The 16,638-nt window shown below is 65.0% G+C and carries 11 protein-coding genes; 7 read left to right on the top strand and 4 right to left on the bottom strand.

Going from position 1 to position 16,638, the window contains the following annotated elements; translation table 11 throughout:
- The first annotated feature begins 54 nt into the window (after positions 1 to 54).
- The 6 genes from GO308_RS03795 (at position 55) to leuA (ending at position 7,150) form a co-directional block, all read left to right on the top strand.
- Positions 55 to 1,800 carry an acetolactate synthase 3 large subunit gene (locus GO308_RS03795; protein ID WP_240883877.1) on the top strand — a complete coding sequence of 582 codons (1,746 nt, stop codon included), beginning with the start codon at positions 55 to 57 and terminating at the stop codon, positions 1,798 to 1,800.
- Positions 1,801 to 1,968: 168 nt separating this feature from the next.
- Positions 1,969 to 2,484: an acetolactate synthase small subunit gene (gene ilvN / locus GO308_RS03790; protein ID WP_066477563.1), complete on the top strand. Its 516-nt coding sequence runs from the start codon at positions 1,969 to 1,971 to the stop codon at positions 2,482 to 2,484.
- Between the two features lie 120 nt (positions 2,485 to 2,604).
- Positions 2,605 to 3,624 carry a ketol-acid reductoisomerase gene (gene ilvC, locus GO308_RS03785; protein ID WP_240883876.1) on the top strand — a complete coding sequence of 340 codons (1,020 nt, stop codon included), beginning with the start codon at positions 2,605 to 2,607 and terminating at the stop codon, positions 3,622 to 3,624.
- Between the two features lie 140 nt (positions 3,625 to 3,764).
- Positions 3,765 to 4,283: a hypothetical protein gene (locus tag GO308_RS03780; RefSeq protein WP_240883873.1), complete on the top strand. Its 519-nt coding sequence runs from the start codon at positions 3,765 to 3,767 to the stop codon at positions 4,281 to 4,283.
- Positions 4,284 to 4,420: 137 nt separating this feature from the next.
- The gene (locus GO308_RS03775) at positions 4,421 to 5,050 is read left to right on the top strand and encodes a YceI family protein (RefSeq protein WP_066477559.1); all 630 of its coding nucleotides are present in this window, start codon (positions 4,421 to 4,423) and stop codon (positions 5,048 to 5,050) included.
- A gap of 432 nt (positions 5,051 to 5,482) precedes the next feature.
- A complete protein-coding gene (gene leuA, locus GO308_RS03770) occupies positions 5,483 to 7,150 on the top strand; it encodes a 2-isopropylmalate synthase (protein WP_240883872.1) in 1,668 nt (555 codons plus the stop codon).
- A 201-nt stretch (positions 7,151 to 7,351) separates the two neighbouring features.
- Here the strand turns inward: leuA and folE are convergent, their stop codons facing one another.
- Positions 7,352 to 7,978, bottom strand: coding sequence for a GTP cyclohydrolase I FolE (gene folE, locus GO308_RS03765; RefSeq protein WP_240883870.1), 627 nt, complete (start codon positions 7,976 to 7,978; stop codon positions 7,352 to 7,354).
- Between the two features lie 219 nt (positions 7,979 to 8,197).
- Here folE and GO308_RS03760 point away from each other — a divergent pair, with 219 nt between their 5' ends.
- Positions 8,198 to 10,804, top strand: a complete 2,607-nt coding sequence (locus GO308_RS03760; protein ID WP_240883868.1) for a TonB-dependent receptor — start codon at positions 8,198 to 8,200, stop codon at positions 10,802 to 10,804.
- A 346-nt stretch (positions 10,805 to 11,150) separates the two neighbouring features.
- On the opposite strand, the gene GO308_RS03755 is transcribed toward GO308_RS03760, so the two are convergent.
- From GO308_RS03755 to GO308_RS03745, 3 genes are all read right to left on the bottom strand, one after another.
- Positions 11,151 to 14,738, bottom strand: coding sequence for a M1 family aminopeptidase (locus GO308_RS03755; protein WP_240883862.1), 3,588 nt, complete (start codon positions 14,736 to 14,738; stop codon positions 11,151 to 11,153).
- A 21-nt stretch (positions 14,739 to 14,759) separates the two neighbouring features.
- Positions 14,760 to 15,662, bottom strand: a complete 903-nt coding sequence (locus tag GO308_RS03750; protein WP_240883860.1) for an ABC transporter ATP-binding protein — start codon at positions 15,660 to 15,662, stop codon at positions 14,760 to 14,762.
- Between the two features lie 253 nt (positions 15,663 to 15,915).
- Positions 15,916 to 16,626: an arylesterase gene (locus GO308_RS03745; protein WP_240883858.1), complete on the bottom strand. Its 711-nt coding sequence runs from the start codon at positions 16,624 to 16,626 to the stop codon at positions 15,916 to 15,918.
- Positions 16,627 to 16,638: the final 12 nt, after the last annotated feature.

The following is a 16,638-nucleotide window of genomic DNA, read 5'->3' as shown; positions in this document are numbered from 1 at the left end:
TTTTGTGCTAAACGCGCCGGCAAGGCGGTTTTGCCCGGTTATTGGAGACCCGACGTGGCGGAGAAGAGCGGAGCCGACATCCTGATCGAGGCGTTGTGCGACCTCGGTGTGGAGGTCGTGTTCGGCTATCCCGGCGGCGCGGTGCTCCCGATCTACGATGCGCTGTTCAAGCAGAAGCGGATCCGCCACATCCTGGTCCGTCACGAACAGGCCGCGACCCATGCCGCGGAGGGCTATGCGCGGTCGACCGGCAAGCCCGGCGTCGTGCTGGTCACCTCCGGCCCCGGCGCCACCAATGCGGTCACCGGCATCACCGACGCGCTGATGGATTCGATCCCGATGGTCGTCATCACGGGACAGGTCCCGACGACGCTGATCGGCACCGATGCATTTCAGGAGGCCGACACGGTCGGCATCACGCGCCACTGCACCAAGCATAATTACCTGGTGAAGGATCCGGCGCGGCTGGGCGACGTGATCCATGAAGCGTTCCACATCGCGACCTCGGGCCGTCCCGGCCCGGTGGTGGTCGACATCCCCAAGGACGTCCAGGTCGCGACCGCGCGCTATGCCAAGCCCGGACCGATCCAGCACAAGACCTATCGCCCGCAGGTGAAGGCGGACCGCGCCGCGATCGAGGCGGCGGTGGAGATGATCGCGGCGGCCGAGCGCCCGATCCTCTACACCGGCGGCGGCATCATCAATTCGGGGCCCGGTGCCTCGCTACTGCTGCGCGAGCTCGCCCGGATCACCGGCGCGCCGGTCACCTCCACGCTGATGGGGCTGGGTGCCCTGCCCGCTTCCTCGCCGCAATGGCTGGGGATGCTGGGGATGCACGGCACGTACGAAGCCAATATGGCGATGAACAAAGCCGACCTGATCGTCGCGCTCGGCAGCCGCTTCGACGATCGCGTTACCGGGCGGCTGGATGCGTTCAGCCCGCACAGCCGCAAGATCCACATCGATATCGACCGCTCGTCGATCAACAAGGTGGTGCGCGTCGACCTGGCCGTCGTCGCCGATGTCGGCCACGCGCTGGAGGACATGGTCCGCATCTGGAAAACGCGGCAGTTGCCCAAGCCCGATCTGGCCGAATGGTGGGCGCGGATCGACGGCTGGCGCGCCAAACGCTGCCTGGAATTCGACGAGCGCGGGACCGATATCATGCCGCAGCGCGCGATCCGGGCGCTGTGGGAAGCGACCCGCCACCGCGACCCGATCATCACTACCGAAGTCGGCCAGCACCAGATGTGGGCGGCGCAGCATTTCCACTTCGAACAGCCCAACAAATGGCTGACCAGCGGCGGCCTGGGCACGATGGGCTATGGCCTGCCCGCCGCGATCGGCGCGCAGCTGGGCAACCCGAATGCGCTGGTCATCGATATCGCCGGCGAAGCGTCGATCCAGATGAACATCCAGGAACTGGCGACGGCGACGCAATATCGCCTGCCGGTCAAGATCTTCATCCTCAACAACGAATTTATGGGGATGGTGCGCCAGTGGCAGGAGCTGACCTATCAGTCGCGCTATGCCGAAAGCTATTCGGACTCGCTGCCCGATTTTGTGAAGCTGGGCGAAGCCTATGGCTGGAAGGGCGTCCTGATCGAGCAGCGCGACCAGCTCGATGCGGGGATCGCCGACATGCTCGCGCATGACGGGCCGGTGATCGTCGATTGCCGGGTGGCGAAGCTCGCCAACTGCTTCCCGATGATTCCCAGCGGCGCGGCGCACACCGACATGCTGCTCGGCGCCGCCCAGGTCTCGGGCGAAATGGACGACGAAGCCAAGGCGCTGGTGTGATGATGGATTGGATGGACAGGTCCTCCCCGAGCTTGCTCGGGGAGGGGGACCGCTCGCAGAGCGGTGGAGGGGCGGCGAGCGCAGCTCGCCGGCTACGCCAGCGCCCCTCCGTCAGCGCTTCGTGCTGCCACCTCCCCGAGCAAGCTCGGGGAGGAGCTGGAGAGTAACATGCACATCAAGGAAGAACTGCGCGAGCGGCACACCCTCGCCGTCCTCGTCGACAACGAGCCCGGCATCCTGGCGCGGATCGCCGGCATGTTCACCGCGCGCGGCTACAACATCGAAAGCCTGACGGTCAGCGAGATCAGCGACGATGATTCGGTCAGCCGCATCACCATCGTCACCTCGGCCAGCGCGTCGGTGCTCGAACAGATCGTCGCCCAGCTCGAGCGGCTGGTGCCGGTGCACAAGGTCAGCGACCTGACCGTCATGGGCCCGCATGTCGAGCGCGAGCTGGCGCTGGTCAAGGTACGCGGCACCGGCGACATGCGGATCGAGGCGCTGAGGCTGGCCGAAGTCTACCGCGCGCGCGTGGTCGACGCGACCATCTCCAGCTTCGTGTTCGAAGTGACCGGCGGCACCGAGAAGATCGACAAATTCGTCGAGCTGATGCGCGAAGTCGGCCTGATCGAGATCGCCCGCACCGGCATCGTCGCGATTTCGCGGGGGAACGAAGCCGCCTGAGCCCGATCCGTCGCAGCCATCTCACGTTTCTCGACTTCGCTCGAAACGAACGAAGTCTCAATACCATCACCGTTCGTCCCGAGCGAAGTCGAGGGACGTGCCACAGGGAGCAGACCTACCATGCGTGTCTATTATGATCGTGACGCCGACCTGAACCTAATCACGGGCAAGAACATCGCGATCGTCGGCTATGGCAGCCAGGGCCATGCCCATGCCCAGAATCTGCGCGATTCGGGCGTGGCAAATGTCGCGGTCGCGCTTCGCGAAGGCTCGGCGACGGCGCGCAAGGCAACCGATGCGGGGTTCAGGGTCATGTCGACCGCCGATGCCGCCGCCTGGGCCGACATCCTGATGATCCTCGCCCCCGACGAGCATCAGGCCGCGATCTATGAGCACGACATCAAGGGACGGATGAAGCCGGGCAGCGCGATCGCCTTTGCCCATGGCCTCAACGTCCATTTCGGGCTGATCGAGCCGCCCGCCGACATCGACGTCATCATGATCGCGCCCAAGGGCCCCGGCCACACGGTGCGCAGCGAATATGTCCGCGGCGGCGGCGTCCCCTGCCTGATCGCGATCCACCAGGACGCAAGCGGCAACGCGCATGACGTCGCGCTTGCCTATGCCAGCGGCGTCGGCGGCGGGCGTTCGGGCATCATCGAGACCAACTTCAAGGAAGAGTGCGAAACCGACCTGTTCGGCGAACAGGCGGTGCTGTGCGGCGGCATCACCCACCTGATCCAGGCCGGGTTCGAGACGCTGGTCGAGGCGGGATATGCGCCCGAAATGGCCTATTTCGAGTGCCTGCATGAAACCAAGCTGATCGTGGACCTGCTCTATGAAGGCGGCATCGCCAACATGCGCTATTCGATCAGCAACACCGCCGAATATGGCGACATCACCACCGGCCCGCGGATCATCACGCCGGAGACCAAGGCGGAGATGAAGCGCGTGCTCGCCGACATCCAGTCGGGCCGCTTCGTCAAGAACTTCGTCCTCGACAACCGCGCCGGCCAGCCGGAGCTGAAGGCCGCCCGCAAGGCAGCGGCGGCCCACCCGATCGAGAAGGTCGGCAGCGAACTGCGCGCGATGATGCCGTGGATCGGCGCGAACAAGCTGGTGGATCGGGAGCGGAACTGAGGGGAAAAATCACGCGAAGGTCAGACTAGGTCAGGAAAACAGACACACGCCGCGCTTGCTATGGCCTTTCAGCCTTGATGATACGTCTCTGTGCGCTACCGGCATGACGCCGAGATCGCAGCAGTCGTTGTCGACCATGATTGGCCGTTACTTTGCGTAAGCAATCCAAAGAGTCGCCCCTTGCTGTATTGCGATGGCGCACCGGTGTTATCGGCTGCCTGGTGCCGGTTCTTGCGGGCGCGTGCGTGTTGTTTGCGCTTGCCGCAGTCGATTCGAGTATTGCAGACGAGCTGGCCGATGGCCGCGGTGGCGTGTGGATTCGCGCAACAAGCGTTGCTGTGATCGCCGGGATCAATGTCCCGCTTGCTCTTCTCACCCTCTATCTTTCTTGGGAAACGTTCCGATTTGCTTGGCGCTGGGCTGATGAGATCGCAGTTGAAGCAACCTCCTCCGGCCTGCGCTTGCACGGCTCCGTCTTTGTCAAACCGCTTGCATGGAACGAAATCAGTGACGTCAGCTATGGCTTGGTAAATCGCGCGCCAAGTCTGCTCATCAAGTTGCGGAATGGTTCGGTGAAGCACGTTCGCGGGATCGACAATGACAGCGGCGCTGCGGAAAGGTTCGCAGCCCTTGCGCGGGATTTCGCTCATAGAACGTGAGTGCGAAGAACATCAGGGTTGCTGCATTACGGTGACGCGCGCCCACCTTGAAACGATCGGTTTCCGCGCCGCACGGTTCACATCGCCCCCACCAGCCCCTATTTCCCTTACGTCTTTCACCATACGGGGAATCCTCCATGCGTCCGATCCTGACTGCCGTCATCGCCCTTGCCGTCGCCACGCCGCTGGTCGGCCAGTCCACGCCCCAGGCGCCCGGCGCGCAGGATGCCAGTCGCATCACCGGCGGCACCTATGCGACCGACCCGTCGCATTCGCTGATCGGCTTTGAGGTCAACCACTTCGGCTTCAACGATTATTACGGCATTTTTGGCGATGTCGCCGGCACGCTGGTGCTCGATCCCAAGAACCCGGCGGCGGCCAAGGTCGACGTGACCATCCCTGTCGCGGGGGTCACCACGGCCAGCAAGGGGCTGACCGAGCATCTGCTGCGCGCGGGCAAGGACGGCGGCAAGCCCGACTTCTTCGGCCCCAGCCCGGCCCCTGCCCGCTTCGTCTCCACCGCGGTCAAGGTGAACGGCATGGAAGCCGAGATCACCGGCAATCTGACGCTCAACGGCGTGACCAAGCCGGTGACGCTGGAGGCCGAGTTCGTCGGCGCGGGCACCAACCCCTACAACAAGAAGGAAACCGTCGGCTTCGAAGCGGAGACGACGATCAAGCGTTCCGACTTCGGCGTCAGCTATGGCATTCCCCTGGTCGGCGATGAGGTCGAACTGGACATCAGCGTCGCGTTCGAAAAGCAGTGAGGTGGCGGGGGCCTGGCGGACGGAGATCGCGCGGACAGGCCCCACCCCAACCCCTGCCCGGCAACAACATGGTTCAAAATCGTTTGAACCGCTCATCCTGAGTAGCCGCTGAGCTTGTCGAACCGGCGTATCGAAGGACGAGAGCAAGCGCGCGTCCTTCGATACGGGCCTTCGCCAAGCTCAGTCCCTACTCAGGATGAGCGGTTTTTTGGTGTGTCGGCCAGGTCCAAGCGAGCGGCGCTTCGTTCTCCAGTGCCCCACTCTCCACTGGACATCATCGGTCGCCTGCGCCATCACCCGCGCATGATCGTTGCGCCGAAGCTGTTCGCCCTGCTGCTTACCTGCCCTTGAGGGGGTAGCGCGGTTGCGCGTCCCCCTTGAGGGTGAAACGCCGCCGACCGAACCCAACGCCAGCGAAAAGAGCCGCCGACCATGCTCCGCGACCCGTCCGTCAAATATCGCCCCTTCCCACAGGTCGACCTGCCCGACCGGCAATGGCCTTCGCGCACCATCACCGCGCCGCCGCGCTGGCTGTCAACCGACATGCGCGACGGCAACCAGGCGCTGATCGACCCGATGGATGCGGAGAAGAAGACGCGCTTCTTCGACCTGCTCGTCCGCATCGGCATCAAGGAGATCGAGGTCGGGTTCCCTTCGGCCGGCGCGACCGAGTTCGACTTCATCTCCGGCCTGGTCCGCGACGGCCGCATTCCCGACGACGTGACGGTGCAGGTGCTGACGCAGTCGCGCCGCGACCTGATCGAGACCAGCTTCGAAAGCCTGCGCGGTGCGTCCAAGGCGATCGTCCACCTCTATAACGCGGTCAGCCCGGCGTGGCGGCGGATCGTGTTCGGGATGAGCCGCGACGAAGTGCGCGAGATCGCGGTGACGGGCGCAAAGATCCTGCGCGATTGCGCCGCCGCCCAGCCCGATACCGATTGGCATTTCGAATATTCGCCCGAAACCTTCTCCACCGCCGAACTCGATTTCAGCCTGGAGGTGTGCGAGGCGGTGATGGAGGTGCTCCGCCCGACGCCCGATCATCCGCTGATCCTCAACCTGCCCGCCACGGTCGAATGCGCGACGCCTAATATCTATGCCGACCAGATCGAATGGTTCGGCCGCCACATCCGTAATCGGGAGTGCGTGGTGCTGAGCCTGCACCCGCATAATGACCGCGGCACCGGCATCGCGGCGGCCGAGCTGGGGCTGATGGCGGGGGCTGACCGGGTCGAAGGCTGCCTGTTCGGCAATGGTGAGCGCACCGGCAATTGCGACCTCGTGACGCTGGCGCTCAACATGTACACTCAGGGGATCGACCCGGGCCTGGATTTTTCCGACATCGACGCGGTGATCGGCACGGTCGAATATTGCAACCAGCTGCCCGTCCATCCGCGCCACCCCTATGCCGGCGAACTGGTGTTCACCGCTTTTTCGGGCAGCCACCAGGACGCGATCAAGAAGGGCTTTGCCGCGCAGGCGGCGCGCAACGACCAGGTCTGGAACGTGCCCTATCTGCCGATCGATCCCGCCGATCTCGGCCGCAGTTACGAGGCGGTGATCCGCGTCAATTCGCAAAGCGGCAAGGGTGGCGTCGCCTGGGTGCTGGAACAGGACAAGGGGCTGAAGCTGCCCAAGCGGCTCCAGGCCGATTTCAGCCGCCATGTTCAGGCGCTGGCGGACGCGACCAGCCGCGAGCTCAATGCCGACGACATCTGGGGCGCGTTCGAGCGCGCCTATCGGCTGGACGGCGCACAGCCGATCACGCTGGAAGCTTATGAGGAAACCCGCGCACCCGATGGCGACCGCATCTTTGCCGGATGCATCGTCGTGGCGGGCGAGCGCCGGTCGGTCAGCGGGCGCGGCAACGGCCTGATTTCCAGCGTCGTCGCGGCGCTGCGCGAGGCGTGCGGGATCGAGCTGGACGTGGCCGACTATAGCGAGCACGCGATCGGCAAGGGATCGGACGTGCGCGCCGCGGCCTATGTCGAATGCGTCGATGCGGACGGGCGCACCCATTGGGGGGTGGGCATCGACGAGGATGTGGCGACCGCCAGCGTCCGCGCGGTGATCAGCGCGGCAAATGCGGCGCGGGGGTGATCGGGGCTGGGGGTGCGCGCGTCCTTCGATACGCGCCCCTTCGACTGCCTGCCAAGGCAGGCGCTCAGGACAGGCTTCGCCAAGCTCATTCGCTACTCAGGATGAGCGGACGCTCACTCGGAATTCTACCAAACCCGCTCATCCTGAGTAGGGGCTGAGCGAAGCCGAAGACCCGTATCGAAGGACGTAGAGCCCCCGCCCCTATTTCTGCCCCATCAGCGCCAGCACCTCGCGGCGCGAGCGTTCATCGTCGCGGAACACGCCCATCATGCGACTGGTGGTCATCGACACGCCGGGCGTGCGCACGCCGCGCGCGGTCATGCAGGCGTGGCTTGCCTCGATCACCACCGCGACGCCGCGCGGTTTCAGGTGGGTCCAGATGCAGTCGGCAACCTCGGCGGTCAGGCGCTCCTGCACCTGCAACCGGCGGGCATAGCCGTGCAGCACGCGAGCGAGCTTCGAGATGCCCACCACCCAGTTGGTCGGCAGATAGGCGATGTGCGCCTTGCCGATGATCGGCGCCATATGGTGCTCGCAATGCGACTGGAACGGGATGTCGCGCAGCAGGACGATGTCGTCATAGCCGCCGACTTCCTCGAACACGCGCTCCAGGTGATGCGCCGGATCCTCGTCATAGCCCGAGCAATATTCCCGCCAGGCGCGCGCCACCCGCTTGGGCGTGTCGAGCAACCCTTCGCGCGCCGGATCGTCGCCCGCCCAGCGAATCAGCGTCCGCACCGCGTCGGCCACATCGTCGGGCACGGGAATCTTCGGCAGCGGGGCGACCAGGTCGCCGTTGCTCATCGCGTCGTCGTCATCCAGGTCCATGCTCAATTTCCCTTGTCGGGCTTGACGTTACGGCAACCCCGCGAAGAACCTGATCGGTTCCACTTTGCAACTGTGTCGTTCTTGCACTGCTGCCCGACGACGTGGCCGAACGCGCCAAATCTCGTTGACGCACCCGGAAGGTGAGCGTTAGCTGGCGCGACACAAGAAAAGCAACCGTACCCTTGGACTAGGGTCGGTGCCCTGGAGGGGAACGCAAGAATGAAACGCACCGACTTCCTGTCGGCGACCGCGCTGTCGCTGCTGATCGCCACGCCGGCCTTTGCCCAGGACACCGCGCCCGATGCGCCCGCCGTCCAGGAAGACTATGATTCCGCCAACGACATCGTCGTCACGGCAACCCGACGCAACGAGACGGTCCAGGAAGTCCCGATCGCGATCACCGCCGTCGGCACCGAGCTGCTGGAAAACGCCGGCGTCCAGGACATTCGCGGCCTCGAACAGCTCGCGCCCAGCCTTCAGACCACGACCGGCCAGTCGTCGGCGACCGGTTCGTCGATCTTCATCCGCGGCGTCGGCACCGCGGGCGACAATCCCGGTTTCGAACCGGCGGTCGGCGTGTTCATCGACGGCGTGTTCCGCGCGCGCGCAGGCGTCGCGCTCGCCGAGCTGCCCGAGCTCGAGCGCGTCGAAGTGCTGCGCGGGCCGCAGGGCACGCTGTTCGGCCGCAACACCTCGGCCGGCGCGCTGTCGATCTTCACCGCGCAGCCCAAGTTCGAGCTGGGCGGCTATATCGAAGGCACCTACGGCAATTACGACCAGTACATCGTCAAGGGCGCGATCACCGGACCGGTGGCTGAGGCGCTCGCGCTGCGCGTCGACGCCGGCTATCGCAAGCGCGACGGCTATATCGAAGACTCCAATTCGGACCGCGCGATCAACAATATCGACCGTTATTATGTCCGTGGCCAGGCGCTGTACGACACTTCGACCTTCTCGTTCCGCCTGATCGGCGACTATTACGAAACCGATGAGGAATGCTGTGGCGCGGTGAACATCACGCCCGGCCAGTTTGCGCCGATCGTCGAGGGACTTGCCGGCGCGCGCGGGCGCGACGGCCTCTACACCGGCCCGCCGTCGGACCGCACCCAGGCGATCTCGCCCGAGCGCGGCTATGGCGAGGCGGTCAAGGACTGGGGTTTCTCAGGCGAATTCAACATCGATATCGGCGACAACAAGCTGACGTCGATCACCGCCTATCGCAACTGGCGCGTGCTGCGCGATCAGGACATCGACTTCTCCGGGCTCGATCGCGCGTATCGCGAGGATTATCGCAACGAGCTGAAGGACTTCACCCAGGAAATCCGGTTTCAGGGTTCGGCCTTCGGCGGCGTGCTCGACTTTCTGGTCGGCGGCTTCTACCTCAACGAAACCAACACGCTGCGCGACACGGTGCGCTTCGGCGCCGATGCCAACCAGTATGTCGACAGCATCTTCAACGCGGCGCTGCGCCCGCTTTTCGGCACGCCGGTCAGCTTCTACGGCTCGCTTGGCCCGACGGTTCCGACCTTTGGCCAGGTGCTCGCGAATCCGGCCGCACCGCCAGCCGCCTATGGTGCGCTGGCGCCGCTGGTGACCGCCTATCGTGGCGCGCTGGCGACGGTGCCGGGGCTTGCCGCGCTGTCGCTTGCGCCGCTGCCGCGCGCCGCAGCAGGCCAGGGCAACAACAATGACGATTTCCGCGTAAAGACCGATGCCTTCGCGATCTTCACCCACAACATCATCAACGTGACCGACGATTTGTCGATCACGCTGGGTGCGCGCTACAATTACGAGCGCAAGACGCTGGACGCATCGATCAACAACAATACCGGCAGCTGCGGCTTCTTTGACCAGGTGCGCGCGGGCAACCCCGCGGCCAACGTCTATGCCAACATCCTGCGCGGTGCCGGGCTGTTCAACAACCTGTTCCTGCTCAGCTGCAACCCGGCGGTGAACAACGAGTTCAACGGCGTCTACAACGACCGCCGCTCGGACAGCCAGATCACCGGCACCGCCAAGCTCGCGTACAAGTTCACGCCCGACATTCTGGGCTATGCCAGCTATGATCGCGGCTTCAAGTCGGGCGGCTACAATCTCGACCAGGCGACGTTCGACAGCGTGCTGCTGGGCGGCAACGGCCCGCAGGCTGAGGATCTGGAGTTCGGCAAGGAAGTCGTCGACAGCTTCGAAGTCGGGTTCAAGGCGAGCTTCACGCGCAAGTTCACGCTGAACGTCGCCGCCTTCTACCAGAAGTTCCAGGACCTGCAGACGCTCATCTTCAGCGGCAACAACTTCGTCGTCCTGAACGTGCCCGATGGCTCGGGACGCGGTGTCGAAGCCGAGGCGATTTTCCAGCCCGTCCGCGAGCTGATCATCCGCACCGGCTACACCTATCTCGACGCAAGCTTCGATGAGAGCAACAACTTCGCGGGCACGCCGCTGCAGGGCCTGGAAGGCGAACAGTTCCTGAACCAGCCGCGGAATGTCGTCACGGTGGCGACGACCTGGACGCCGGCACTGGGCAGCAGCGGCTATCAGGCGCTGCTCCACGCCGACATGCGCTATAACAGCGCCGTCAATATCGCCGGTACGCCGCCCGACGTGAACGGCCGCACCCTTGTGCGCAACCCGGGCTATCCGCTGGTCAATGCCCGCATCGGCATTCAGAGCGAGGACCGGCAACGCAGCGTCGAGTTCTTCGTCGAGAATGTCTTCGACCAGTATTACAACATCACCGGCTTCCCGGTGCCCGAACAGACCGGCACCACGGCCGGCTATCCGGGCCTGCCGCGCTTCTATGGGGTGCGGACCCGCATCGGCTTCTGATCCGACTGCGGCATCGACCGGAACAGAAGCGGCGCGTTCCCCGGGGGGAGCGCGCCGCTTCGTTTAGGTCGGCTTGGCCCTTCGACTGAGGGATGGGTGGGGAGCTTGCGCGGCCGCGATCCTCGAAGCCTGGCCCGGAATGCGCATCTGGTCGCAGCGCATCCCAGATTTCTCCGTCACCCTGGATCAAGTGCGGGGTGACGGGCAAACTTGATTGAATTTCGCGGCGCCGTTGATTTCCGATGAGCCTCTCAATGGACAGCCCCCACCCCAACCCCTCCCCTAAAGGGGAGGGGCTTTATTGCGTCAGGTTCAATCTTGAGGAAGTACGCTGCGCGTCAGTCGGTCAGCTCGTCACCGGCACCACATTGTCGTCCGAGTTGCGGTCGACATATTTGTTGTAGGGGTCGACGCCAGCAAAGGCAGGCTTGCCGCGCGTCACCACGCGCACCTGCTGCACGCCCGTGCGGATCGGCCGAAGCTCCATCGCCAGCACGTCGGCGCGACTGAACGCGGCCAGTCCCGGACGCTTCATGAACACGCCCACGTCGATCTGATTTTCGAGCGGCACCGCGCGCTCGACGCCCTTGCCGTCGACGTCGAACTTGCCGCCTTCGACCGTCAGCACGGTCTCATACTGACCGCCCGCCAGCGCGCGCGTCTTGGCCTGCTTGACCTTGAGGTCATAGACGGTGATCCGCTCCATCAGGTCGCTGACCAGCTGGCGTTCCTCGTCATTGCGGGCGAGCGACTTTAGACCATCGACCAGATCGGTCGACCGTGCATAGGGCGCGCCCTTGAAGCGATAGCGGTCGAGCAGCCCGCGCAGCATCGCGTTCATCCGGTCCTCGCCGAGCCGGTCCTGCAGGAGGTACATCACCACCGAGCCCTTGCGGTAGTGGATATAGGGCTGGTTCTCGACCCGGTTGAGCGGCAGTTCCTCGATCGCCTCGCTGCCACGCGAGCGCAGATAATTGTCCAGCTCATATTTCAGGAACCGGCGGATCTTGTCCTCGCCATACAGCTTCTTCATCACCATCAGCGCGGAATATTGCGCCAGCGTCTCGACCATCACGGTGCCGCCCTGCATTTCCGCGCTGATCAGCTGATGCGCCCAATATTGGTGACCCAGCTCATGCGCGGTGATGTAGGTGACATAGTCGATTTCGTCGGGATTGCGGGTGTCCGCGACAAAGCCGATCGCCTCCGAATAGGGAATCGTGCCCGCAAAAGCCTGCGCGAAGCTCGCATAGGCGGGAAATTCGATGATCCGGGCGTAATCGAACTGATAGGGGCCGAACGCCGGCTCGTAATAGCCGAGCGACAGCTGCATCGCCTTCAGCATCCGGTCCACGTTGAAGTCATGTTCGGGGTGATAGAAGACCGAGAGCTTGACCGGCCCCGCCGTCGCGGTCTTTTCGGCATAGCGCGCCGACTGGACCGAGAAGAAAGCCAGGATCGGTGCCTTCGACACGAAGCGCGCGGTGCGCCGGTCGCCGGTCGTCACGTCCGACACCTTGCTGCCCGGCGCGATCGGTGTCTGGTCGGCATCGGTGGTGACGGTGATGTCGGACAGCACCCAATCGGCGTTGCCGACATAGTTGCGCTCGGTCGCCGACACGTCCTCCAGCTTGGGCAGGCGCAATTCGGGCGGCAGACCGTATTTGCGGCGCTTGGTCCGCTCGCTCAAAAATTCGCCGCGATTCATGCCGATCTGCGGCGCGAACTCCGAATTGTTCAGGAACGTGCCATTGGCGACCAGCCGGGTGTCGTCGCCGCTCGCCCGAAATCCGCGCTGTTCGCGGGTGGTGCGAAACGTCATGCGGGTGCGCGCGCCCGGCGCCAGCGGCTGGGCAAAGCGATAGATTCGATGCTGGAACTCGGTATCGTCCTGCACCAGCGTCGCGCCGGGCAGGTCGACGGCGGCCAGCTTGGTATCCGGGTCCGGCAGCCGGACATGCAATGTCTGAACCGGCGCGCCGGTATCGTTGACCAGGTCATAGGCGCCGGCCGCGGTCATCCGTCGCTGCGACGGATAGAGCGCGACGTCCAGCTTGATCGCGGTGATCGAGGGCTGTTTCAGCTTCTCATATTGCAGATACTTCTTCTCATATTTGGCCTGCAAGGCCTCGCGATCGTCGCGGGTGCGATAGGTGTTGAGCTGGTTGGTGTTGTGATAGGCCCACACGCCGCTGGCCACGAACAGGGCACCGGCAGCCGCGATGATGCCGCCCGCCGGGCCCCTGAGCCGCGCCGGTACGCGGCCCAGGCGCGGCGCCAGCCGGGTCTCCGCCCCGCGCCGCCACAACAGGTGCGCCAGCGTCGCCAGGATGATCGCAAACCCCGCCCAGTAGAGCCGCAGCCACCAGCCGCCCGGACCGCCGACCTGGTCGCCGTTCATGTCGGACAACCGCGCCGCGCCGCTGCCGCCATATTGATAGAGCGGGTGTTCGAAGCCGATCGACGACAGGGTGATCGACGCGACCAGATAGACGACCATGATGCCCCAGCCGACATATTTGTTCGGGCTGACCGCCTGGACGAACACCGCCAGGATCGCGATCAGCAGCATGTCAATCGTGTAGGGGAGCAGGTAGAAGGCGAAATAGCTGCCCAGTTCGATCGCCGCACCACCGCGCGCCAGCTGGACGATGATGCCGGCGATCGCCGATACCGCCAGCGTCGCGAACAGCACGCCGGTCACCGCCAGCGTCTTGGGCACGACATAGGCCCAGTTGGGCAGCGCGGTCGCGTCGATGATCTCGTGCATCTTGCGGTCGCGGTCGCGCCAGACCAGCTCGCCGGCATAGTAGATCGCAATGATGACCGGTATGATCGTGAAGGTGCCCGCCAGCGTCTGGATCACCGTGACGGTGATCGGGCGCGCGGGCGTGCCGTAGATTTCGTTGGCGAACAGCAATCCGCCGACGGCGTTGAACAGGCCGACCAGCAGCAGCACGAAAAAGGCCGGGCTGCGGAAGACCTGCGCCATTTCAAAGCGGCAGCGCGACCAGAGCTGGGTCCAGCCTGCGCGTTCGGGATGCGCGGCGGGCAGGCGGTCGACCACCGCCGGTGCGGTCGCGGCCAGCCGGGCAGCGCGCTTCTCCTGACGGCGCAGCGCGCGTTTCGATGCGCCGCGCTCGGCAAAGCTGAACCGCGAATAGGCAAAGGCGACCGCGGCAACGCCCAGGGCGATGACCAGCAGACGATTGTTGAGCAGCAAGCCGGCGATTTCGGGCACGTTGGCGTTGCTTTCCGCCGCCGTCCAATAGCGCGTGATGTTGGCTAGCGCCGCCAGGCCAAAGGGTTCGACCAGGCTGACCGTATCGCGCCATTCCGGGTTGTTGCTGGCGACCGCGCTGAACACCGTCCACAAGACCAGGAACACGACAACGCCCAGATAGCTGTACATCATCGAGCGCGTCAGCGTGGCGACCGCAAAGAAGATCGCGGCGGTCAGGAACAAATTGGGCAGCGCCAGCACGAAATAGGCAAAGGCATAGTCGCGCAGCCGGTTCGGCCCCAGCGTTTCCGGGTCCAGCCACGGCATCAGCGATCCGATCCAGATCGCCAGCGGGATCGCCAGGAACGCGACCGCCGCCGCGATGAACGCCCCGGTGAAGCGCCCGATCAGATAATCGAACTTGCTGACCCGGGTCGATCGCACCATCGGTCCGAAGCCGCTTTCGTCGTCGCGCACGATCACGTTGGCGACAAAGGCGGTGGTCACGAACATGTAGAACAGCGACAGGATCTGGTTGATCTGCGCAATCGCCAACGGCGAATTGGCGTGGACGTTGCCGCCGCTGCCGATCTGGATCTCTTCGATCGCCATCGACCCATAGGTCAGCAGGAAGAACAGGATCGCGACGACCCAGAAGACCGGGCCGCGCATCTGATAACCGAGCTCGAACCGAGCGATCTTGGCGAACATGCTGGCTCCCCCCTCGCCGGCTCAGGCTGCGTGCGCGACGGGTGCCGCCGCCGGGCGACGGGTACGGGCGAGCGTCGCGAAATAGACGTCCTCGAGGCCGCCGGGGACGCTTTCGAACCCGTTGCCGGGATCGGTCGGCGACAGGATGTGGATGATGGTACGCCCCGCGAACAGGCGCGTCGCGATCACCTCGTAGCGCTCGGTATAGTCGGGCAGCTCGTCGCGGCCGATCGCACGCGCCCACACCGTGCCCCGGGCCTGGGCGATCAGGTCGAGCGGCGCGCCCTCGAGACGGATCTGCCCCGCCGCCAGCACCGCCATGCGCGGACACAGATCGGCGACGTCCTCGACGATATGGGTCGACAGGATGACGACGACATTCTCGCCGATTTCGGCCAGCAGGTTGAGGAAGCGGTTGCGCTCCTCCGGGTCCAGCCCGGCGGTGGGTTCGTCGACGATGATCAGTTCGGGATTGCCGATCAACGCCTGGGCGATGCCGAACCGCTGGCGCATCCCGCCCGAAAAGCCCGCGATCGCCTTTTTGCGGACGTTCCACAAATTGGTCTGGTTGAGCAGCGTCTCGACCGTCGCCTTGCGCTCGCCCTTGGACGCGATACCCTTCAACACCGCCATGTGGTCGAGCATGTCATAGGCCGACACACGCGGATAGACGCCGAAATCCTGGGGCAGATAGCCGAGCGTGCGACGCAGCCGCTCGGGCTCGCCGATCACGTCGATGTCGCCGAAGGTGATCCTGCCCGACGTCGGCGTCTGCAGCGTCGCGACGGTGCGCATCAGCGTCGACTTGCCCGCGCCGTTGGGCCCGAGCAGCCCGTACATCCCCTTCGGTATCGTGAGCGTCACATCGTCGAGTGCGCGTGTCCCGTTCGCATAGACGTGCGTGACGTTCGCCAGATTGAGCATTCACCATTCCCCCGACCAGATTCGCTGCAAACGCTAACGAGGTGCGTTGCCCGAATAAAGCACTAAATCACCCGCCCCGCCCTCAAGTCCTTTCATCCCGCGTCACCCCGGCCTCGTGCCGGGGTCCACTGGGACGTCAGATCGAGTGGCCACCGACAATGGGCCTGCGTTGCAGCAGGCGGCCCATATCGAGCCACGGTGCGGCGCTCGCGTCACGGTGGACCCCGGCACGCGGCCGGGGTGAAGAAGCAGGCTAATTGTTCAGCTGCTTGGCGACCAGCGGCGCGATCTTGCCGACGATCGCGTCGATGCCCTCCGGCGTCGGATGCAACCGATCCGCCTGCATCAGCTCGGGCCGGGTCACCACACCGTCGAGGAAGAACGGATAGAGCGCGGCGTCATATTCCCTGGCCAGCTCGGGATAGATCGGGTTGAACGCGTCGGCATAGTCGCGGCCGAGATTGGGTGCGGCAAGCATCCCGGTCAGCAGCACCGGGATATCGCGCGCCTTGAGCACATCGAGCATCGCCGCCAGGTTGGCGCGCGTCTCGGTGGGCGACAGGCCGCGCAGCATGTCATTGCCGCCCAGCCCCAGCACGACCAGGTCGGGCTTGCGCGGCAGCCCGTCGAGCACGAAGGCGAGCCGTTCGCGCCCGCCCGCGGTGGTTTCGCCCGAAACGCCGGCATTTCGGACATCGGCGGGGGTGCCGGCAGCGGCCAGGGCGCGCTGCAGCTCGGCCGGAAACGCCTCGTTCTGCGCGACGCCGTAGCCGGCATAGAGGCTGTCGCCGAAGGCCACGACCAGCGGCGCGTCGGCGGGCAGCGGCGCGGCGGCCGACGGCGCGGCGGATGCCGCCGCCGTGTCGTTGACGCGCGCATCAGCGGGCGCATCGTCACCCGAGCATGCGACCAGCCCTTGGAGCGCGAGCAGCGCCACGCCATATTGCCAGTTTCTCGCCGTCAAAGGGCTTCCTTT

The organism is Sphingomonas sp. SFZ2018-12, from assembly GCF_022496715.1.
Taxonomy (GTDB): domain Bacteria; phylum Pseudomonadota; class Alphaproteobacteria; order Sphingomonadales; family Sphingomonadaceae; genus Sphingomonas.
Note: the sequence above shows the minus strand (reverse complement) of the source record. Positions and strands in the feature narration are given on the sequence as shown.

Coding starts and splice junctions, on each gene's coding strand:
- GO308_RS03760 (WP_240883868.1), top strand. CDS start 8,198: ATGAAACGCACCGACTTCCTGTCGGCGACCGCGCTGTCGCTGCTGATC.
- ilvN (WP_066477563.1), top strand. CDS start 1,969: ATGCACATCAAGGAAGAACTGCGCGAGCGGCACACCCTCGCCGTCCTC.
- GO308_RS03755 (WP_240883862.1), bottom strand. CDS start 14,738: ATGTTCGCCAAGATCGCTCGGTTCGAGCTCGGTTATCAGATGCGCGGC.
- leuA (WP_240883872.1), top strand. CDS start 5,483: ATGCTCCGCGACCCGTCCGTCAAATATCGCCCCTTCCCACAGGTCGAC.
- GO308_RS03775 (WP_066477559.1), top strand. CDS start 4,421: ATGCGTCCGATCCTGACTGCCGTCATCGCCCTTGCCGTCGCCACGCCG.
- folE (WP_240883870.1), bottom strand. CDS start 7,978: ATGGACCTGGATGACGACGACGCGATGAGCAACGGCGACCTGGTCGCC.
- ilvC (WP_240883876.1), top strand. CDS start 2,605: ATGCGTGTCTATTATGATCGTGACGCCGACCTGAACCTAATCACGGGC.
- GO308_RS03750 (WP_240883860.1), bottom strand. CDS start 15,662: ATGCTCAATCTGGCGAACGTCACGCACGTCTATGCGAACGGGACACGC.